At 39.2% G+C, this 21,343-nt stretch carries 22 protein-coding genes; 14 read left to right on the top strand and 8 right to left on the bottom strand.

The window, feature by feature from the left end; translation table 11 throughout:
* The first annotated feature begins 4 nt into the window (after positions 1-4).
* The gene (locus ACOQO1_RS06485; protein ID WP_420602052.1) at positions 5-304 is read left to right on the top strand and encodes a hypothetical protein; all 300 of its coding nucleotides are present in this window, start codon (positions 5-7) and stop codon (positions 302-304) included.
* 51 nt (positions 305-355) lie between these two features.
* On the opposite strand, the gene ACOQO1_RS06480 is transcribed toward ACOQO1_RS06485, so the two are convergent.
* From ACOQO1_RS06480 to ACOQO1_RS06465, 4 genes are all read right to left on the bottom strand, one after another.
* Positions 356-1,825 (bottom strand): T9SS type A sorting domain-containing protein, encoded by a 1,470-nt coding sequence (locus ACOQO1_RS06480; RefSeq protein ID WP_420602051.1) that lies wholly within the window; start codon positions 1,823-1,825, stop codon positions 356-358.
* A 71-nt stretch (positions 1,826-1,896) separates the two neighbouring features.
* Positions 1,897-3,408, bottom strand: a complete 1,512-nt coding sequence (locus tag ACOQO1_RS06475; protein WP_420602050.1) for a ComEC/Rec2 family competence protein — start codon at positions 3,406-3,408, stop codon at positions 1,897-1,899.
* Positions 3,409-3,535: 127 nt separating this feature from the next.
* On the bottom strand, positions 3,536-4,447 hold the full coding sequence (locus ACOQO1_RS06470; protein WP_420602049.1) for a metallophosphatase: 912 nt from the start codon (positions 4,445-4,447) through the stop codon (positions 3,536-3,538).
* Complete coding sequence (locus ACOQO1_RS06465; RefSeq protein ID WP_420602048.1) at positions 4,448-5,161, bottom strand: 5'-nucleotidase C-terminal domain-containing protein; 714 nt, start codon at positions 5,159-5,161, stop codon at positions 4,448-4,450.
* A 116-nt stretch (positions 5,162-5,277) separates the two neighbouring features.
* On the opposite strand from ACOQO1_RS06465, the gene ACOQO1_RS06460 reads away from it, so the two are divergent.
* The 13 genes from ACOQO1_RS06460 (at position 5,278) to ACOQO1_RS06400 (ending at position 17,658) form a co-directional block, all read left to right on the top strand.
* Positions 5,278-5,811, top strand: a complete 534-nt coding sequence (locus ACOQO1_RS06460; RefSeq protein WP_420602047.1) for a DUF6913 domain-containing protein — start codon at positions 5,278-5,280, stop codon at positions 5,809-5,811.
* On the top strand, positions 5,811-6,701 hold the full coding sequence (gene dapA / locus ACOQO1_RS06455) for a 4-hydroxy-tetrahydrodipicolinate synthase (RefSeq protein ID WP_420602046.1): 891 nt from the start codon (positions 5,811-5,813) through the stop codon (positions 6,699-6,701). The genes ACOQO1_RS06460 and dapA overlap by 1 nt, the downstream gene beginning before the upstream one ends.
* A 106-nt stretch (positions 6,702-6,807) precedes the next feature.
* The gene (locus ACOQO1_RS06450) at positions 6,808-7,635 is read left to right on the top strand and encodes an outer membrane protein assembly factor BamD (protein ID WP_420602045.1); all 828 of its coding nucleotides are present in this window, start codon (positions 6,808-6,810) and stop codon (positions 7,633-7,635) included.
* Positions 7,636-7,655: 20 nt separating this feature from the next.
* Positions 7,656-7,982, top strand: a complete 327-nt coding sequence (locus tag ACOQO1_RS06445; protein ID WP_097046104.1) for a DNA-directed RNA polymerase subunit omega — start codon at positions 7,656-7,658, stop codon at positions 7,980-7,982.
* A gap of 3 nt (positions 7,983-7,985) precedes the next feature.
* A complete protein-coding gene (gene coaBC, locus ACOQO1_RS06440) occupies positions 7,986-9,191 on the top strand; it encodes a bifunctional phosphopantothenoylcysteine decarboxylase/phosphopantothenate--cysteine ligase CoaBC (RefSeq protein WP_420602044.1) in 1,206 nt (401 codons plus the stop codon).
* Positions 9,184-10,074: a DUF4835 family protein gene (locus ACOQO1_RS06435; RefSeq protein ID WP_420602043.1), complete on the top strand. Its 891-nt coding sequence runs from the start codon at positions 9,184-9,186 to the stop codon at positions 10,072-10,074. The genes coaBC and ACOQO1_RS06435 overlap by 8 nt, the downstream gene beginning before the upstream one ends.
* Before the next feature lie 46 nt (positions 10,075-10,120).
* Positions 10,121-11,773, top strand: a complete 1,653-nt coding sequence (recN, locus tag ACOQO1_RS06430) for a DNA repair protein RecN (protein ID WP_420602042.1) — start codon at positions 10,121-10,123, stop codon at positions 11,771-11,773.
* A gap of 89 nt (positions 11,774-11,862) precedes the next feature.
* Entirely contained in the window at positions 11,863-12,675 is an 813-nt protein-coding gene (locus ACOQO1_RS06425; RefSeq protein WP_420602041.1) for an enoyl-ACP reductase FabI, read from the top strand.
* A 55-nt stretch (positions 12,676-12,730) separates the two neighbouring features.
* Positions 12,731-13,738 carry a glycosyltransferase gene (locus ACOQO1_RS06420; protein WP_420602040.1) on the top strand — a complete coding sequence of 336 codons (1,008 nt, stop codon included), beginning with the start codon at positions 12,731-12,733 and terminating at the stop codon, positions 13,736-13,738.
* A 17-nt stretch (positions 13,739-13,755) separates the two neighbouring features.
* Positions 13,756-14,697 (top strand): CdaR family protein, encoded by a 942-nt coding sequence (locus ACOQO1_RS06415; RefSeq protein WP_420602039.1) that lies wholly within the window; start codon positions 13,756-13,758, stop codon positions 14,695-14,697.
* Entirely contained in the window at positions 14,694-15,281 is a 588-nt protein-coding gene (coaE, locus tag ACOQO1_RS06410) for a dephospho-CoA kinase (protein WP_420602038.1), read from the top strand. Before ACOQO1_RS06415 ends, coaE begins: the two co-directional genes overlap by 4 nt.
* A gap of 77 nt (positions 15,282-15,358) precedes the next feature.
* The gene (locus ACOQO1_RS06405; RefSeq protein ID WP_420602037.1) at positions 15,359-16,939 is read left to right on the top strand and encodes a sensor histidine kinase; all 1,581 of its coding nucleotides are present in this window, start codon (positions 15,359-15,361) and stop codon (positions 16,937-16,939) included.
* A gap of 5 nt (positions 16,940-16,944) precedes the next feature.
* On the top strand, positions 16,945-17,658 hold the full coding sequence (locus ACOQO1_RS06400) for a response regulator transcription factor (protein WP_420602036.1): 714 nt from the start codon (positions 16,945-16,947) through the stop codon (positions 17,656-17,658).
* Between the two features lie 70 nt (positions 17,659-17,728).
* Here the strand turns inward: ACOQO1_RS06400 and ACOQO1_RS06395 are convergent, their stop codons facing one another.
* From ACOQO1_RS06395 to ACOQO1_RS06380, 4 genes are read right to left on the bottom strand one after another with little or no spacing between them, the layout of a single operon-like run.
* Positions 17,729-18,223, bottom strand: a complete 495-nt coding sequence (locus tag ACOQO1_RS06395; RefSeq protein WP_420602035.1) for a gluconokinase — start codon at positions 18,221-18,223, stop codon at positions 17,729-17,731.
* Positions 18,216-19,139 carry a tRNA (adenosine(37)-N6)-dimethylallyltransferase MiaA gene (gene miaA / locus ACOQO1_RS06390; protein ID WP_420602034.1) on the bottom strand — a complete coding sequence of 308 codons (924 nt, stop codon included), beginning with the start codon at positions 19,137-19,139 and terminating at the stop codon, positions 18,216-18,218. The genes ACOQO1_RS06395 and miaA overlap by 8 nt, the downstream gene beginning before the upstream one ends.
* Complete coding sequence (locus ACOQO1_RS06385) at positions 19,136-19,975, bottom strand: ion transporter (RefSeq protein ID WP_420602033.1); 840 nt, start codon at positions 19,973-19,975, stop codon at positions 19,136-19,138. The genes miaA and ACOQO1_RS06385 overlap by 4 nt, the downstream gene beginning before the upstream one ends.
* Entirely contained in the window at positions 19,972-21,333 is a 1,362-nt protein-coding gene (locus ACOQO1_RS06380; protein WP_420602032.1) for an exonuclease domain-containing protein, read from the bottom strand. Before ACOQO1_RS06380 ends, ACOQO1_RS06385 begins: the two co-directional genes overlap by 4 nt.
* Between the last annotated feature and the right edge of the window lie 10 nt (positions 21,334-21,343).

Below are 21,343 nucleotides of genomic sequence, written 5' to 3'. Positions count from 1 at the left end.
TAAAATGACACCAACGAATTATAAAACTTTTCAGGAAACACTAAGTGATTCAAGTCCTCCGAATGATTGGTCTTTGGCTTTACAGGCTTTGTGGTGGGATGCCAAGGGAGACTGGAATGCTTCGCATGACATCGCTCAAGAACTGCATACACAGATGGGGAGTTGGATTCATGCTTATTTACATCGTAAAGAAGGTGATGATTGGAATGCGGGGTATTGGTATAGGCAAGCGGGCAGGTCATTCCCAAAATTAACTTTGGAAGAGGAACTGAAACAATTGGTTCAGTTTATAATCAACCCATAAAAAATGCCGAGCAATTGCTCGGCATCTCTTTACAAGTAAAGATTATTTGAATTAGCGCTTGTAAATTTTTACTACTTCGGATGTATTGTCATCATAGGTCAACTGCAAAAAGTACAACCCCGATCTACCTCTAAAGTTGGAAAGGTCAATAGTCGCATTACTGCCACCTCGTATTTTTCCTTTTGGGACTGAATATTGACTTCCCGAGAAATCTGATACCGATGCTTTTTTGATTGATCTACCTTCGGTAAGTGTAATGTTGACATCATTTATGAAGGGGTTTGGATAAAGTGAGACCACATTTTGAGACTCTGCCAGTGGATCATCACCATCATCTCCACTATTACTTTTGTCCTCCATGACTTCTCTATTTACCTTGTCATTCCATCCCATGTCATCAAAAATGGAAAGGACGATGTTGTCAGGACTTGAAAATGAGAGCCCTCTGGACAAAAAAGGTACCATTAATCCGTTAGGACTACCTGCATAGGTCACAAAATCAAGGTGGGAATAACTAGATCCTGGTAGCCAAACATCGGTTAAACCCGGAATGTCCCCAAAGATTGCTGAATCAAGAATGGTGAACAATTGAGCTCCTTTTCCTTGAGTAGCTTTCTTGATTCTTGGTCCTTTAGCCGTCAATGGACCAGATAATAGTACGTTACCCAACTCCGTAGAGAAATTACCATATCTATTTTCCTTTAAGATGGATTTTCCATCGGAAGAATTAGCCAGGCGATCGTAGATTGCAGGGTATATTGGGTCTGGAATTCCAAAACCGTAGTCTCCAATGCCGCTTGCATTATCAACAAACATAGATCCGAAGAATCCAAGGCCATGACCTAGCTCATGCAGCACAACGGTTTTAAAATCAAAATCGCCAGGAGGTGTATTCCCATCAGTTCCGTAATACCAATTAGGGAAAACTGTACTGAAATTAGCCACAATATCATAGCTTAAAGGAGAAAGGTCTTCTCCGCTAAGTTTATCGGCAAGTGCATTTCCATACCATGTATTACGCTCCAATCCTGGAGCGTTTGCAAATACACTGGTTGGACCTGCCGAACCAAGCACGCCAGGGTCTAATGGCTGAAAAACTGCAGCTACAAAAATGGGTACATCAGAAGATAAACTGGCTGCCCATGCGTCCACTGCGGACTGAAAAGCGGTTGCCGCAATGATGAAATCCTCTTCAGGAAAACTAAGGTCAAAATTATAATAGTCGACAAAAATTGTGGCACCACTCGGTGCTTTTTTGGATGATGAAGCTACTTTTTGCGCTCCGTTCATTTTAAGTCCTGATTTTGCACTTCCCATTTGATGATGCCCTACCGCAATAGCATCATTGGTATGAATGTTACAGGCAATATCTCCATTTTCATTCACTGTAAGTTGGCTTATTGGCGCAGGCAAGTTATACTGGCTTTGTCCAAACGAAATAGTAACCAAAAATAGAGTGAGAAAGAAGGTGAGTGAGATAGGTAATGGAGGGGTTTGTGGGGTAGAAATCTTTTCTTTCATATAGTCGTGTTTAGTTAAGATTAGCACACAATGTACAAAAAATGTTAAAAAATTAACAAAAAGAATGTTTTTTATTTTCGAACAAAGCGTTGTTCCTGTGCATCAAACGCAAACTCGTAAATGTCATACTTACTGCTTCTTGAATCCCTTTCCAATTTTTGGGCTACTATCATTTGATCGCCATCACTTCTTAAGCTGATCATTCCATAACGGGTAAGATATGAGTTGATTTCTTTGTACTTCTTGACCATTTTTTCTTTGAGTTCCTGTAACTCCTGTTGATTGGCAGGAGTGTCTACGAAATCTTTTTCAAAATCCTCAAATTCAACTTTGGCCTTCTCCCAGCTTTGGTATTTTTTAACCAATTCGGGAATGGTCGTAGAGGAAAAATCCTTGTTGGACCTGGCTAGTTCCGTACTGAAAATCAAAGGTTTTTTACTATAGCCGGTCTTGCCAATGGCCCCAAGGGTATCCGGACGAGGATGGCTATAGTTTTCGTCATCACCACTTGAAATTACCGTGCCCAGAGCGTTGATGTTTTCCAAGAATTCATAACTGAACAGATGGCTTCCATGGTGGCATGCTTTGGCAATATCCGCTTGGAGTACTGTGTTTGCATTGGCTCCTAGTTTGCCATTAATGTATTCTCCTGCTTCCTCATTAATGTCTCCGCCCAACATAACGCGCAGATGTTTGTAGTGTAGCATCAGCAAAACAGAATGGCCATTTTTGGTCTTACCATTGTTTTTAAGAAATGGAAGTACCGTGTTTCCATCTTTTTGCTCTAAAATCGGGGCAATGACCTTCAATGAAAATTCATTGGCACCTCCGTTACCCAATAAAAACCCTGTTTGATTATTAAGAGCGGTAAAAGTGGGTTGGTTTTGTTGGGACAATGCTAAAGCCATGGTCTCTGGATATTGAGATCCCGTGCCAACAGAATTTTGGGGATCGTTCAATATCGATTTCATTGCCGCATCGGTGAGCTCCAGAGATAACAAATAATCCTCACCATCAGAAAGTTCCTCCACTTTTCCAAGCTGCGTATTCCAGCCTTTGGTATTATCAACAGGTCTATGTACTATCCCACTATGATAAATGATATCAAATTGAATTGCGGGTTCTTCAAAAATATCAGCAAAACCCAAATAGTGGTCATTATCTGGGTGACTCACAATTGCTTTGAACATCATGGGCAGACTGTCATTTTCATCCAGATTGAAACGCCAATACAGATAGCGGTACATATTGTCTCCCTTACCGGCATCTATAAAATAATGCTGGTCGTCCGGGGTTATTAAATGACAACCGTCACCTTGACCAATATCCACAAAATTTATTTCGAGCGTTCTATTCTTTTGAATATTGTCAATTGAAATCCAGCCAGTTTTATTCCTGGAATGCACTCTAACTCGATTATTGATTATTTCAGTATCCAAAAGGGTGATGTAATCACCAAAAAGCAGATGTTGTATCCACTTGGATGAAGTTTCGCTCTCCAAAATTTTGGCATCAGGGAAACCAGCAAAGGTGAACTTTAGGGAACCACTGGTATTGAAGAGGGTTGAATCTAATTGTGGCATGGCGCTTTTGATTTTCTCTTGTTGAACAAAATGGAATGCTCTTTAAGATAAGAAAATTCCCATATGCCCATTCAGGGGGTGTAGGATGTGTATTAAATTGTGTATGGATTGAAGGATTTACCTTGTGCTAAACGGAAATGCTTACTCCGTTGGCAGAAGTATTTTTAGATGCATCGAAATAAAAATCAATTCGACCCAAATTGAGGCCAAAGGCCCCTACTTGATTCACCAATACTGAATCTCCATTTTTGTTTGTGCGAATATCAGGTTTATCCAAAAACGTATGGGTGTGCCCCCCAATAATCAAATTGGTGTGAAGGGTGCGTTCGGCCAATTGTGTATCTGACGGCCGCTCCGGATCTTCGTAATCATACCCTAAATGGGAAAGACAGATGATAAGGTCACAATTTTCTTCCTCCTTAAGTCTAAGTTCCATATCCAAAGCTATTTCAAAAGGGTTTAGATACTCGGTTTCCTTGTAAAGTCTTTTACCTACCAACCCATCCAGTTTGATTCCGATTCCATAAACGCCAATTTTTATAGTGTTGACCATATAAATTTTATAGGGTTTTACAAACCCATCCATCACCGTGTTGGAAAAGTCATAATTGGCAGACAACAGCTCAAACTTGGCATGGGGTACTTGTGCCAATAGACCATCTACTCCATTGTCAAAATCATGGTTTCCGATGGTAGCCGCATCGTATTTAAGTTTGCTCATCAATTTGAATTCCAATTCCCCGCCATAAAAATTAAAATAAGGAGTGCCTTGAAAAATATCCCCAGCATCAAAAAGTAAAGTGTTTGGGTTCTCGTTTCGTATCTGCTGCACCAAAGTTGCCCTTCGAGCAATACCCCCAAGATTCGCATAATGGGAATGGGAATTTGGAAAAGGATCTATGTGGCTGTGCACATCATTTGTATGCAGAATGGTAATATGTGTATTGTTACGATTGGAGCAGGAATTAAGTCCTAATCCACCAAGACCTATTAACGCGGTAGATACAGCAGTATTTGCAATGAAATCCCTTCTTTTCATTTATTTGAGTTGTATAAATCTGTTGTCAACAGTAGCTTGTACAGTATCTATTTTCTTAAAGTGGTCTATTATGGCATTCCGAATAAGATAACCTGTATCTGTTGTTGAAACTATTTCATTAAAAAAACCTATACTGGGACCGCCTTGAACCAAGTAGTCAGAAGTGGCCACAAAATAATTTCGATTTTCATCAAATGGCATTCCGTTAATCGTAACCGATTCCAAACCACCATTTTTACCCATAACAATTTGCATTCCCGCAATGGGGTGGGGCCGCGTAGCTGTGATCAAGAATGTGATAAGCTCTCTTACGGCAGTGCCATTCAGTTCAACAACGGATATGTAGTTTTCAAATGGCATTACCTCGTATGCATTTCTAGCCGTAACATTGCCCGAGGAAATTATAGATCGGATGCCCCCTCTGTTCAGCACAACAAAATCAAGTTCCTTCCCGGTCTTTGATCTAAACAGCGGTGCTGTTTCCAATAGAACGATATCAGCCATTAAATTCCCCATGGAGGTGTTGTGTTCACTATCTTCCAACAACAAAGGTTTTGGGGCATAGGCAAGTGCGCTATCCAACACATCATTTATTCGATCCTTGAAGGGTTTAATAAATGAGGAAATAGAATCCGCTGTGTGTAAAGTGGAGTCTATTTGAATCTGCCGGCCTTCAATTTCCGAAAGGCTTCCTTTTTCCTGCTTGCAGGACATCAAAAAACAAAAAGTTATAAATATAACGAATTGTTTGTATTTTAAATTATTCACGTGAGTATCTTTGTTAAGCTATCTTGGTAGAATAATTACCTTTGTAAAAATGCATAAAAAATATGTTTCTAAAAGGTCTCCAGGATAAATTTAAGGTTAAATCAGGTCTTAAATATTTGCAGGAGGAAATGAAAAAACCTCCTACGGTCGTTGAGAGAGAGAAAGGAATCAGCAGTATTGGCTGTATTGTTGATGTGGACAATTTTGAGAATGCCGAAATTTTCTACGAGTTGATTGATGATTTTTCCCTTAGGCCCAATGCCATTAAAATAATTGGATATAAAAGGGAATACGATAAAAACTCACCTTATGCCATCCAAATTTTTTCAGACAAGGATTTGGGCTGGAAAGGAGTCATAGAAAATGGATATGTCTTGGAGTTTTTGGGTAGGGAATATGATATGCTCATCAATTATTATCAAGAAGACAATTTAATGATGAAGTTACTCTCCGTAAAGACCCAGGCAAGACTAAAAGTTGGCTTTGGAGCTTTGGACCCCAAAATAAATGACCTGATCTTAAATACATCTTTTAAAGACTTTAAAGTCTTTAAAAGTGAGTTGAAAAAGTATTTAAAAGTTTTAAACGAATTGTAATGGAACAGTTAGTAGGTACGGGAGTTGCGTTGGTTACCCCGTTCAATGATGATTTTTCTGTTGATGTTAAGGCATTGGAACGTATTGTTGAGCATTGTATTCAGGGTGGGGTTGATTACCTTGTTGTTCTTGGGACAACTGGAGAATCCGTAACACTCTCCAAAACCGATAAACAGTTGGTCATAGATGTGGTAATAAGAGCCAATGCCGGGAGATTACCCTTGGTATTGGGAGTTGGGGGAAATAATACAGCTGCCGTTGTTGAAGAACTTTCTACATTGGACTTATCGGATTTTGATGCAATTTTATCTGTAACACCTTGTTATAACAAGCCTACTCAAGAAGGCATTTATCAACATTTTAGGGCAATTTCAAATGCCTCTCCCAAACCAATCGTACTTTACAATGTACCTTCAAGGACGGGAAGTAATATGTTGCCGGAAACCACCTTGCGTTTGGCTCACGATTTTTCCAATATCGTGGCCATTAAGGAAGCATGTGGTGATATGGTGCAAATAGACGAGATCATTAAAGGGAAGCCAGAGGATTTTCTAATGATTTCGGGGGATGATTTTACAGCACTGCCAACAGTTTTGGCTGGTGGGTCCGGGGTTATCTCGGTTCTGGGACAAGGACTGCCTCGTGCGTTTTCCAAAATGATTGGTTTGGGTCAAAATGGCAATTCGGAGGAAGCTTATCAGATACATCATGATCTTCTACCCGTCATGCAGCTTATTTTTCAGGAAGGGAATCCAGCTGGAATCAAAAGTATTTTTGACCATTTTGGACTGTGCAACCCTGAAGTGCGATTGCCATTGGTGAAGGCTTCCCCTGAATTGAGAAATAAGATTTCCGACTTTTTAAAATCATTTGACCAAGTTTACGCCTAATGTTCGTTAAATGTTCGCCAAAACCTTGGCGAATGGTTATTGATGCAGTTATTTTTGGAGAGTAAATCAATTTTTTAAATCCATTGATTATCACTAATTTTGCAAAATGTTTTTGAAAATGAGGTCGATTCTCCCTTTACTTTTAGCAGCAATCTTTCTTTCATCGTGTAGCGAGTATCAAAAGGTACTTAAAAATGAAGATGTTAAGGCCAAGTATGATATGGCCGAGAAGTTTTATAAAGAAGGGGACTATAAGAGGGCAAAAAGGCTTTTTGAGCAAATTGCTCCCAAATATGTTGGCAAACCTCAGGGTGAACGTGTAATGTTCTTTTTTGCCGATTCTTACTTTAAGTCGAAGGACTATTATCTCGCTGGATATCAATTTGAACGATTTATTAAATCATACCCAAGAAGTGATAAGGTCCAAGAAGCCAGTTTTTTAGGGGCAAAGAGTTATTATAAGCTCTCTCCGGCGTATTCTTTGGACCAAACTGATACTGACAAGGCGTTGGCAAAGCTTCAGATATTCATCAACACCTATCCAGAATCGGAATATTTTGCCGAAGCCAATGCTATGGCCAAGGAGCTGACGTCAAAAAAAGAGAAAAAACAAATAGAGATAGCCAAGCAGTTCAACAAACTGGGTGAGTTCAATTATCCCATCTTGATTTCGGCAATTACGGCATTGGACAATTTTATTTCTGATAATCCTGGTTCTATCTACAGGGAAGAAGCATTGTATTATCGTATAGCAGCAGCTACCAATTTAGCGCTTAACAGTACCGAAAACAAAAAACAGGAACGTCTGGAAGATGCACAAAGCGCGTACAATAACTTAATGCGTTATTACCCAGAGACAAAGTTTAAAAAGAAGGCCGATAACCTATCTGAAAAAATACAGAAGGAATTAAGTTCATATTCCAACTCCAAATAATAGTTTAAATAAGCAGGCACATGCAAGATTTGAAGAATACAAAAGCTCCCGTTTCTACTGTTACACACAACAGAAACGAATTTGACGAGAAAACAGATAATATATATGAAGCAATCTCCATTGCTTCCAAGCGTGCAATTCAAATTAATTCTGAAATAAAGAAAGAATTGTTGGAGAAGTTGGAGGAGTTTGCAACGTATAGTGATAGTTTGGAAGAAGTCTTTGAAAACAAAGAACAGATAGAAGTTTCCAAATTTTACGAAAAACTTCCAAAACCACACGCTCTAGCTGTTATGGAATGGTTGGAAGACAAAATTTACTACAGGAACACAGAGAAGGACGCCTAAGAAATGCTTAGCGGTAAAAACATCCTTTTGGGCATTACCGGGGGAATTGCCGCATATAAGACCACATTTCTGGTTAGACTATTGATAAAAGCTGGTGCTAAGGTCAAAATTGTGATGACCCAAAGTGCCGGCTCTTTTGTTTCTCCTCTTACGCTTTCCACACTTTCAAAAAATCCGGTACTTACTGATTTTGTAAACGAGGAAGATGGCAGTCTTTCATGGAACAACCATGTGGAACTTGGATTGTGGGCAGATATTATGCTCATTGCCCCTGCAACCGCCAATACGCTGTCAAAAATGGCGCATGGCACCTGTGATAACCTTCTTTTGGCAACATACCTATCGGCAAAATGCCCGGTGTATTATGCTCCGGCCATGGATTTGGACATGTACAAGCACTCATCAACATCCGCTTCTTTTGAAAAATTAGGTTCCTTTGGGAATACTATGATTCCTGCTGAATCTGGAGAGCTGGCCAGTGGTTTGCATGGAGAGGGCAGAATGGCAGAACCTGAGACCATTATTGAGTTTATTCAGGAGGATTTAAAGAAAGGACTTCCATTAAATGGAAAGAAAGTATTGATTACTGCGGGTCCAACCCATGAAGCCATTGACCCCGTTCGGTTTTTAGGGAATAGATCATCTGGGACCATGGGATTTGAACTGGCAAAAAGTGCTGCAAACTTGGGAGCTGAGGTGATTTTGGTTTCTGGTCCTACAAATCTACAGGTGGAGAATGATTCGATTAGGTTGATTCGAGTCACATCGGCCCAAGAAATGTACGATGTATGCCATCAACATTACAAGGAAATGGATATTGCCATCTGTGCTGCTGCCGTTGCCGATTATCGTCCTAAGCACGTTGCCAAGGAAAAAATGAAGAAAAAAGATGGCGACCTACACATTGCGTTGGAACGGAATCCTGACATTCTTTTTTCATTGGGAGAGGCAAAGAAAAAACAGTTTTTGGTCGGTTTTGCCTTGGAGACCGAAAACGAATTGGAAAATGCCAAAGGGAAACTGCAACGCAAGAATCTTGATGCCATCGTACTTAATTCCTTAAAAGATGATGGTGCAGGTTTTGGGACCAACACCAATAAAATTACCTTTATTGATAAGAATTCGGACATAAAAACGTTTGCATTGAAGACAAAGCCCGAAGTGGCCTTGGACATTTGGAAAGAAATTATCTCCAGAATTCATGCGTAAGATTTTATTGCTCACCTTGTTATTGGCGTTTTCGCAAACTTTTATTGCGCAGGAATTAAACTGCACCATTACAGTCAACTCTGATCAGGTAGGTCAGACCAATCAACAGATTTTTAGAACCTTGGAACGTTCCCTGAACGATTTTGTGAACAAGAACAAATGGACCAACAGGGTGTATAAAGAGAATGAAAGGGTCAACGCCCGAATGTTTATTACGGTTACCCAATATGAGTCCGATCGTTTTGAGGCCAATATCCAAATTCAATCTTCGCGACCGGTTTTTAATACATCATACGAAAGCCCGGTTTTTAATTATAAGGATGACGCCTTCAATTTTAGGTACCAGGAATTTCAACCTTTGGTTTTTAATGAAAATGTTTTTGACTCCAATCTGGTGGGAGTTATAACATACTACGTATATATCATTCTTGGTCTGGATGCGGATACATTCTCTCTGGAAGGAGGAGATGACCTATATAGAAAAGCACAGAATATTGTGACACAGGCTCAAGGAACCAATTTCTCTGGATGGAGCCAGGAAACAGGGCAGCGTACCCGATTTGAACTGGTGGATAACCTTTTGAGCAATTCCTTTAGGGAATATCGCATAGCCATGTACAACTACCACAGAAAGGGGTTGGATATTCTTGGGGATAATAACAGTACGGGAAAACAGGTTATTGCTGGGAGCATGCGATTGTTCGAGACATTGATCAAGCGCAGACCCAATGCATTTTTGATACAGACTTTCTTTGATGCCAAGTCAGAAGAAATACAAAATATCTTTTCGGATGGACCTAAGGTCGATATCGTAAAACTCAAGGAAACCCTAAACCGGGTGGCTCCATTTTACTCCAGTACATGGAGTCAGATAAAATACTAGCCCATTTCTTCAAAGAGATTTATCTTTACGGAGAAAATCTTCAGTATTGCTAACAAATCTTTCAATCCAGAATTACGCGTTAATTGATGATGTAAACGTTTCGTTTTCTGATGGTTTTACCACCATTACTGGCGAAACAGGTGCCGGAAAATCAATTTTATTGGGCGGCCTTTCCCTGGTCTTGGGTAAGCGTGCCGATTTATCTTCGCTTAAAAACAAGGATCAAAAATGTATTATAGAAGCGGAATTTGGAATTTCAAAATACAAGATCAATAGTTTTTTTGAATCCAATGACTTAGATTATGAAGATAGCACCATCATCAGGCGTGAAATTCTTCCCAGCGGAAAGTCAAGAGCCTTTGTAAACGATTCGCCGGTAACATTGGATGTTTTAAAAGGACTTGGAAGTCAATTGATCGATGTGCATTCGCAGCATCAAACGTTGCAAATGACTGAAAACGACTTCCAATTAAAAGTGCTGGATGCTTTGGCGGGCAATAATGAAAATTTAAAGATCTATCGTACCCATTTATCTGCATATAGAAAAGCTTCAAAAGAATTACAAGAGCTTTTGGATTTTCAAGCAAGCTCCAATAAAGAACATGATTATAACAGTTTTTTACTGAAGGAATTGGAAGCAGCTGCGTTAAAAGAAGGAATGCAAGAGGAGCTGGAGGTTGAATTTGAGCAGTTGAACAATGTGGAGCAGATCATGGAACATTTGTCTCAAGGACATCAACTGTTGAATGATGAGCAGCTTGGCATTTTTACCAAGTTGGCAGATTTAAAAAGAGCTTTTCAAAACTTGGCTGAATTTGGTCCTGAGTACCATACCTTGAATGAACGGATACAGTCTGTTTTTATTGAAGTAGATGATATTACTTCGGAACTGGAAAGATTAAAAGATGGGGTGGAAGCCAATCCAGAACGCTTGGAAGTGGTCAACAGTAAGCTTCAACTATTGTACAATCTACAAAAGAAACATCAAGTCCCCAATGCCGCAGCACTTATAGCTGTGAGGGACCAGTTATCGGAACAAGTGGATACGGTTGAAAATATTGAATCCAAGATCAAGGAAAAGGAAGATGAGATTTCTAAAATGGAAAAATCATTGGCAGGTTGGGCCAGCAAAATTAGCGATGCTAGAAACTCAATAATTCCCAAATTGAAAAGTATGCTACAAGAAAGTCTGCATGATCTTGGAATGCCTTCGGCCAGTTTTAAGATAGGATTGAATCCTGCTTCTGATTTTAAATCTACTGGAAAAGATGATTTGAGCTTTCTTTTTTCGGCCAACAAGGGTTCGGACTATGGCGAATTGAAAAAAGTGGCCTCAGGAGGGGAGCTTTCGAGGATCATGTTGACCATAAAATCCATTCTGGCAACATACGAGCATTTGCCTACCATGATGTTTGATGAGATTGACACTGGGGTTTCAGGAGAGATTTCGAATAAAATGGGAGAGATTATGCAACAAATGGGCAATACCATGCAGGTGTTTTCCATTACCCACCTACCGCAGGTAGCTTCCAAGGGAAAACAACAGTTTAAAGTCTTTAAGGAGGAAAGCGCCCACGGCACAAGTACACGAATGCGAAAATTGAATCCGGATGAACGGATAAACGAACTTGCCGAAATGCTGGGAGGGAAATCTATATCAGAATCTGCCTTGGCCCATGCAAAGCAACTTTTACAGTAAATAAAATTCATTTTAAAGGGGCTTAAAATGAAAACTATAAAACTCGACAAGAATAAATATCTTTGTCGCCAAAACCAACGATAAATAATATGGCTTATAATCTTTTAAAAGGTAAAAAAGGAATCATTTTTGGAGCATTGGATGAAAACTCCATTGCTTGGAAAACCGCTGAACGCGTTCATGAAGAAGGTGGTACTTTTGTGTTGACCAATGCACCAATCGCTATGCGTATGGGTCAGATTAAAGAACTGGCGGCCAAAACCAATTCCGAAATTATTCCAGCGGATGCCACTAGCGAAGAAGATTTGCAAAATCTGGTCGAGAAATCCATGGAGATTTTAGGTGGAAAGTTGGATTTTGTGTTGCATTCCATTGGGATGTCCATTAATGTTAGAAAAGGACGTGCCTACACAGATGAGAAATATGATTTTACGGCTAAAGGATGGGATGTCTCCGCACTTTCTTTCCACAAAGTAATGCAGAGTTTGTACAAGGCAGATGCCATGAACGAATGGGGCAGTATAGTGGCATTGACCTACATGGCGGCGCAACGTACCTTCCCAGATTATAATGATATGGCAGATAATAAAGCCTATTTGGAATCTGTGGCCAGAAGTTTTGGTTATTTCTTTGGAAAGGAAAAGAAAGTTAGGGTGAACACCATTTCGCAATCTCCAACCCCAACCACGGCTGGACAGGGAGTTAAAGGATTTGGTGGTTTTATTAGTTATGCAGAAAAAATGTCCCCTTTGGGCAACGCATCAGCTGCAGACTGTGCTGATTACACCATAAGCTTGTTCTCAGATTTGACCAAAAAAGTTACCATGCAGAACCTTTTCCATGATGGAGGATTTTCCAATACTGGAGTAAGTCAAGAAGTAATTGATGTATTTACCGAGTAACACTTTAAAATAATAATAAGAGCCATCCTTTTTAGGATGGCTTTTGTGTTTCTGGATGGAAATAAACATCTCCATAATAGTACCTGTATACAACAGACCTGAGGAAATTCGGGAATTGTTGGAAAGCCTTTTGAAACAAGATTTTAAAGGCGATTATGAGGTGGTCATTGTTGAGGATGGCTCGACTGAGAGCTCTGAAGAAGTTGTCAAGAAGTTTCATGACAAACTTCATATCTCATATTACTACAAGGAGAATACGGGCCCTGGCGATTCTAGAAATTTTGGAATGCAAAAGGCCAAAGGGAATTATTTTATCATTCTGGATTCCGATTGTATTCTACCCGAACAATATCTAACAGAGGTCAACATGGAGTTGGAAAATGAATTTATTCATTGCTTTGGTGGACCAGATGCTGCTGACCAATCTTTCACCACTGTGCAAAAAGCCATAAATTATGTGATGACCTCTTTTTTTACGACGGGTGGAATAAGAGGTGGAAGCAAATCGGTCGGTAAATTCCAGCCTCGTAGCTTTAATATGGGAATTTCCAGAGAAGCATTCAAAAAAGTCGGTGGGTTTGGCCGAATCCATCCCGGAGAAGACCCAGACCTCACTTTTCGTATTTGGAAGGGCGGATTTGAATCTCGATTGTTCCCCAAAGCATATGTATACCATAAAAGACGAATAGATTGGAACAAGTTTTATATCCAGGTCAATAAATTTGGAATGGTCCGCCCCATCCTTAATAAGTGGCATGCAGGCACCGCAAAGCTTACATATTGGTTCCCAACACTCTTCATGATGGCATTTTGTGCTTCTATCATTATTGCACTTGGAATATCATTTATTCCACTGATGCTATTTGCTGGATACTTTTTGCTCCTGTTTGTTGATGCACTTATTCAGAATAAGAACATAAAAGTGGCCTTTCTTGCAATTTTTGCGGCATTAATACAGTTTACTGGATATGGAATAGGTTTTCTTAAATCCACAATCTTACTTAATTTTAGTGGTAGGGAGCCAGAAAAACTGTTTCCTAAGTTATTCTTTAAAAGAATATAGCAGTGTTCAAAAAATTAATGTCCGGTCTAAACAAAAGAAAAGTAAAAGTCTTTTTACTTTTTTTGACCTGCTCGTTTCTAGCCTGGTTTTTGAGCAATTTGTCTGAATCATACGAATCTAGGGCAGATTTTTATCTGAATTACAGAAACTTACCAGATACTTTATTGTTGGGAAACAATGCAGCTAAAAGCATCGAAGCAAAACTCAGGACAAGTGGTTTCCAATTTTTGTACTACAAACTGAACACCAAGGAAGTGGATGTTGACCTCTCCCAGGCAATATATAAGGATGGGAGATACCAACTGACAGAGGATGCTCTAAAAAAACAAATGGAGAGGCAACTATCCCAAAACATTTCATTAATTGATTTGGATAGAAGACAATTGTTCCTGGATTTGTATCAAGTGGCTTCCAAGGAGATTTTCATCAAGCCAAGATTGAACATTCAATTTCAACAAAATTATATTTTGGATGGCCAACCAGAAATAACACCAGAGAAGGTTTTGGTAAAAGGGCCAAGAAATGAAATCGACACTCTTAAGCATATATATACATCTAGGATAGAACTGAACAATGTTTCATCAGACTTCTCCAAAGATGTGTTGCTGGTGTTCCCTAAAAATATGGCAAACAGCATTTTTTCTGTAAACAGGGTCAACGTTAAAGGAAAGGTGGCCAAATTTTCCGAAAAAGTTTATATGGTGCCCATTCAAACTATAAATTATCCGGAGGGATATACGGCAAAAACATTTCCGAATTCAGTCTCGGTACTTTGCAAGGCGACTATAGAGCAATTGAAAACAATAGCTGCTAATGATTTTGAGGTAGTTGCAGATTATAAACAGTTGAACAGCTCTGATGATAATGTCTTATACTTAACACTGGCTAAACAACCTGAGAATGTTTATGGGGTTAGACTATTGGAGAACAAAGTTAACTTTGTTTTGGAACAAAAATGATGATTGTAGGACTAACAGGAGGGATTGGAAGTGGTAAAAGTACCATTGCACAAATGTTTAGGGATTTGGGCGTTCAAGTCTATGATTCGGATATGGAAGCCAAAAAAATGATGGTCGACTCACCGGAACTTAAAAGCTCCATTACCAAGCTAATTGGTAAAAGTGCTTATAGAAGGGGAAAATTAAACCGGGCATACATTGCAAAAAAGGTTTTTAAGAACCCTGACCTTTTGGGGCAACTAAACGCAATTGTGCACCCAGCTGTAAAAAGTCACTTTTTGAATTGGTCGGAAAATCAAACCTCCCCTTATGTGATTCAAGAGACGGCTTTGATTTTTGAGAACGGTTCCCAAGGCCAATATGATTATATCCTGTTGATAACTGCGCCTCTGGAACTACGTTTGCAAAGGGTAATGGAAAGAGATCATAGTTCCAGGAATGAAGTGGTGGACCGTATTGAAAATCAAATGGGCGATGATGAAAAACTGCCTTTAGCTGACTTTCATATTGAGAACCTGGACCTCAAAATCACTAAAAAAAAGGTGGCAGAACTGCATCAAAAACTTATCAAATTGGCGAATTGACCTACAATTTTAACATTTTTGTTAAGGTTAGGTTAAACGGTGAAAGGCCTAAATGTTAAATTTCTAATTTTACCCCAATGAACAAGAAGCTATTCGTTCTTCTCGTCATTCTAATGAGTTTATCCCTTACTGGAATAATTTTTGTTCAGGTTTATTGGATAAGGACATCGGTAGACGATAAAGAGGAGCAATTCTCAAGAACGGTCACGGACATACTGGATAAAGTGGCAAGCAGAGTGGAGAAAAGGGAGATGAAGGATTATTCAGACCGTTTAGCTTCATTTGTGGATAGTGTTGGGCAGCCCAAAACTACCCAGTTCAAGAATTTTTTATTTGTTGACAGGGATGTAAATTCTGATGAAATTCTATTTTATTCCCACGGAATTTTGGAAGAGGATTACGATGTGTCATCAACGTTCTTTGATAACTTTAACGGGGAGGACACTACTACCATTAAAAACTATACCAGTAAACGTACCAAAGCGGTTTTTAAGGAAGAATTTGGACTCGATGGCAGAATGAATACCTTGACTCCCATACAAAGGGTGGAGAAGATAGGTGGGCTTTCCAGTATGGAAAAATTGGCATTGGAAGATGTTTTTATGGAGAATGCCAAGAACAAACCAATTCATAAAAGAGTGTCCAAACAGGAGTTGGAATTGTTGCTTAGTCAGGAATTGCGAAACAGGAATATTGAAATTGATTACGAGTACGGGGTGTATAGCCAAGGCTATCCAACCAAGGTTAGATCAAAAAAATTCAAGTTCGCAAAGTCCAAAATGTATGAAGCGCCAATTTTTAAGGATAGTGAAGGGCATACCAATTTTTCGTTGTTGCTCACATTTCCTACAATGAAGAAGTTCCTTTTTAGATCGATCATGGGAATGGCGTTGTTGTCCTTGATTTTTACACTGGTCATTATGATCGCTTATTCAAGCGCCATCTATCAGTTGATAAAACAAAAACAGATATCAGAAATAAAATCTGATTTTATCAATAATATGACCCACGAGTTTAAGACACCTATAGCAACTATAAATCTAGCGGTTGAGGCCATAAGAAACCCGAAGTCAATAGAAGATAAAGAGAAGGTGCTAAGATATTTGGGCATGATCAAGGATGAAAACAAAAGAATGCACGCTCAGGTAGAAAATGTATTGCGCATATCCAAGTTGGAAAAAAACCAATTGGATATAAGCAAGGATAGGGTGGATGTACATGAAATTATTGAGGATGCCATAACACATATAGAGCTAATTGTAAAGGATCGCGGAGGGTATGTAAATGCACATTTGGATGCTGAAAGGTCTGAGGTTTTGGCCAACGATATGCACTTTACCAATGTAATAGTCAACATTCTGGACAATGCAGTGAAGTATTCTTCGGAATCCCCAAAGATTGATGTTTTTACTGAGTTGGTAAAAAATAGCATCATCATCAAAGTGCAGGACCAAGGGGCCGGAATGAGCAAAGTGGTCCTTAAAAAAGTATTTGAAAAGTTTTACCGGGAACATACCGGTGATATTCATAATGTAAAAGGTCATGGATTAGGATTGGCCTATGTAAAACGAATAATAGAAGATCATCAGGGTGAGGTTTATGCAGAAAGTGAAAAAGGAAAAGGCAGTACTTTCTTTATAAAACTTCCTTTAATTTAAAAACTATGGAGACAGAAAAGAAGAAAATATTATTAGTGGAAGATGATCCCAATTTTGGGATTGTCCTTAAGGACTATTTGTCCATGAACGATTTTGATGTTGTTCTGGCAAAAAACGGAATGGAGGGCTTCGAAAAATTCAAGAAAGACAATTATGATGTCTGCATCTTGGATGTGATGATGCCATACAAAGATGGATTTACCCTTGCGAGGGAGATTCGTGAAAAGAACGAAAACGTTCCGATTATTTTCCTTACCGCTAAGACCATGAAGGAAGATGTACTTAAAGGATACAAGGCCGGGGCTGATGATTATCTAAATAAACCTTTTGATTCGGAAGTGTTGTTGATGAAACTTAAAGCAATACTTCAAAGAAAAGCATCTAGCACATTGGCCGACAGTAAGCAATTCGAGTTTCAAATTGGTAATTTTCATTTGAACTCCAAGCTGCGTTTCCTTAAGTATATGGAAGAAGAGCCTATAAAATTGTCTCCAAAAGAAAATGAATTGTTAAGGCTTCTTGCACTACATGAAAATGATCTAATGCCACGAGAATTGGCCTTGACCAAAATATGGAGGGACGATAATTACTTCACCTCCAGAAGTATGGATGTCTACATAGCCAAACTTAGAAAGTATTTGAAGCGTGACGATGTTGTGGAAATCCTTAATATTCATGGAGAAGGATTTAGATTGGTCATAAAAGCAGAAAATCAATAAGAATAATATCTTGTTTAAAATATTGAAACCACCTTTTCAGGTGGTTTTTTTGTACCAAATATTTTGCTTGCTAAGAAAGTTGCGCTGTAATCCGTTTTACTATTTCTTCAGGAGACAAAGCAATGGAGACTTCAATTGCGTTTGTTGGAGGCTCCAAGGTATCAAATTGCGATTTTAATAACTCCAAAGGCATAAAATGCGCCTTTCTATTTTCCAAGCGTGATTTTATTAGCTTAGATGAACCTTCCAAATAAATAAATTGCATTTGTTCCCCCATGTTGCTTTGAAGCAATCTACGGTAACGCTGTTTCAGTGCGGAACAGGCTATAATTACTCCTTGTGATTGGTGTTCTATGGCCAATGCGTTAAGCCTCTCAAGCCATCCTTGCCTATCATCATCATTCAAAGGTTGTCCTGCACTCATTTTTTTGACATTGGCTTCTGGGTGAAAATCATCACCATCATAAAACGGGATACCCAAAACACTCGATAGCATTTTTCCAATGGTGGATTTTCCCGTACCGGAGACTCCCATAACCACTAAAACCTTGTTGAAATCATCCATTTAAACCAATATTCAAGTGTTGCGAGACCTTATTCAAAATTTCATTTGGTTTTTCATCATACTTTACCCAGAGAATGTTCTTGTTCTTTCTCAACCAGGTCAGCTGTCTTTTTGCAAATCGTCTGGTGTTTTTTTTGATTTCTGAAATAGCAAATTCCAAGGTGAAATTACCATCAAAGTACTCAAAAAGCTCGCGATAGCCAACAGTTTGCAATGCATTTAGATTTCTATGGGGGTAGAGTTTCCTTGCTTCTTCCAACAAACCAGCCTCCATCATTAGATCCACTCGCTGATTGATACGATCATAAATGATTTCTCGGTCGGCCTCAATCCCCACATAAAGTGGATTGAATATCCTTTCCTTCTTTTTCTGATTTAAGAACGAGGAATAGGGTTGGTTTGCGGTAATACAGATTTCCAATGCCCTTATCAACCGGTGTGGGTTTTCAATATCTACAATATTAAAATACTCAGGATCTCGAGTTCGTAATTCTTTTTGAAGATATTGCAATCCTTTTTCTTTGAAACCCCGATTTAAGGAATCTCTTGTTTTTGGGTCAACTTCAGGAAAATCATCCAATCCTTTAATTACCGCATCAACATAAAGACCACTGCCGCCTACCATTACAACAACATCTTTTTTTTGAAATAGAGTGTATAGCAACCCGATTGCGTCTTTTTCAAAATCCCCTACGGAATAAGGGTCTAAAATACTTTTATGCTGAATAAAATGATGAGGGACGGCGTTCAATTCTTCCATTGACGGAACCGCTGTTCCAATGTTCATTTCCTTGAAAAACTGACGCGAATCTGCCGAAACAATTTCTGTTTGCAAATGTGTGGCTAATGTTATTCCCAATCTGGTCTTTCCAATGGCAGTAGGTCCAACAACGGCAATCAAAGTTTTCGAACTCATAATAATTCGCCGCAATTATAACAATTGGAAGCATCGTCCCTGTGCCCTTCGGATGAACAACTTGGACAGGCTTGGGTATTGGTGTGCACAACACTCTTGCGCTTGTCACCATTTTTATGTCTTGAGAATTCAACTGTGACAATGCCCGTAGGCACCGCAATGATACCATAACCCAAAATCATGATTACCGTGGCCAAAAACTGCCCTAAATTGGTCTGTGGTGCAATATCTCCATAGCCCACAGTGGTCAATGTAACAATGGTCCAGTAAATACTTCTGGGAATACTTGTAAAACCAGCCTCGTCCCCTTCAATTAGGTACATGATGGTTCCCATGATCACGGAAAGGATGAGTACAACATAGATAAAAACAGCAATTTTGGCCCTACTGGCCTTTAATGCCGCCTTTAATTGCGAAGCCTCACCCATAAACTTGACCAATTTTAATATCCTGAATATCCGCAATAGTCTAAACGCCCTAACGGCCAACAACACTTGTGAACCAGCTAGAATATAGGATAGATAAAGTGGGATGGTGGAAACGAAATCAATTATACCATAAAAACTGAAGACATATTTCCATGGCTTTTTTATACTTATGAGCCTAGCAATATATTCCAAAGTAAAGAAAATGGTGACCACCCATTCCAAGGTCAGTAAAACTCGATGGTAGTGCTGATCTACATCCTCAATACTTTCCAGCATTACCAAGATTACACTAAGGACAATGAGCGCAACAAGAATAATATCAAAGAGTTTTCCCAAGGGAGTATCTGCCTCATAAATAACTTCATGTAGCCTATGTTTCCAACCAGAATGTACTTCCTGTTTTTTCAAACGGCAGATGTTAATTCCAAAATCTTGAGTTTGTTATTTTTCCTCAAGTAAGATTCAACAATAAACGTGGTGTTTGCATCACTGTTCATCGGGGTAATAATGGATTCTAATATATGAATATTATTTATTTGATGATTGAGCTCCACATATCCAAAACCACTCAGGGCGCCATTCTTGATCAAGATGAAACTGTGTTCCCCAAGCTCACGACCCTTGTCCAGCAAAGCGATGTTCTTGTTTTTTATGCTGTATTTATCAAGAACAGTTGTAATTTTTTGATTGTATTCCGATGCATCCTCCAAAGCGGTACAACCTTGGGCACAACCATTGTTTAAATGCTCACAAATGATGTCAAGACCCAGCGAAGTTGGGCAAAGCTCATATTCCTCACTAATTTTCTTTAAAAAACTTTTGGCCGAAGGAATCCCATTAAAACCAATATTATGTGCTTTTTGGAACCTACTTTTTACAATTTCCAATTCCATATGGGGATTTCCGTTCTTGGAAAAATTGATTACGTGGGAGAAGAGATTCTTTTTGGTTATGTTGTTATGCTTAGGCCTTGTCTTTCTTAGTTCAACATATTCTTTTAAGATAGCGACCAATTCACTTCCTGTGCGTTCAAAGGAGACTTTTTTAGTCTCTTTTTGCAGTTTCCTTGCCAATTGACCCACATTGGTGAAATGCTGGTTGACCCTTCTTTTGGCATCCCTTGTCTTACCCAAGAAAATAATCTCGCCATCCTTATCATGCATATAATACACCCCAGTTTCTGAAGGAAGAGCAGCAACAATGTCCAATTGGGTAGGTGATAATTCACCAAGAGACTCTTCCCGAATCACTTCTTTGATGATTATCTTTTTGGAATCCTTATCCAACAGTAGTTTAAAAAGCTTTAATGTAGCAATGGCGTCGCCGTTTGCACGGTGACGATCACTCATGGGAATACCTAAAGAACGAACCAATTTTCCCAAACTGTGGGATTCTGCGTCTGGCAATAGTTTTTTTGCTAAATCTACCGTGCAGAGTGTTTTGCGCTGAAAGTCGTACCCCAAACGTCTAAATTCAGTTCTAAGGATTCGATAATCAAACTGGGCGTTGTGGGCTACAATAGTTGCACCATCCGTAATCTCCACAATGCGTTTGGCCACTTCGTGGAATTTTGGCGCGGTACGCAGCATTTTATTGTTGATTCCGGTGAGTTTGGCCACAAACGGTTGGATTTCCCTTTCTGGGTTTATCAAACTCATGAACTTATCCACTACCTGATGCCCGTCAAACTTGTGTATGGCAATTTCCATAATGCCTTCCTCATTGTATTTTCCTCCTGTGCTTTCAATATCGAGTATGGCGTACATGAAAATTTAA

Source organism: Flagellimonas sp., assembly GCF_965222555.1.
GTDB lineage: Bacteria > Bacteroidota > Bacteroidia > Flavobacteriales > Flavobacteriaceae > Flagellimonas.
The sequence above is the reverse complement of the archived record's forward strand: the minus strand, read 5'-3'. Positions and strand labels throughout refer to the sequence as shown.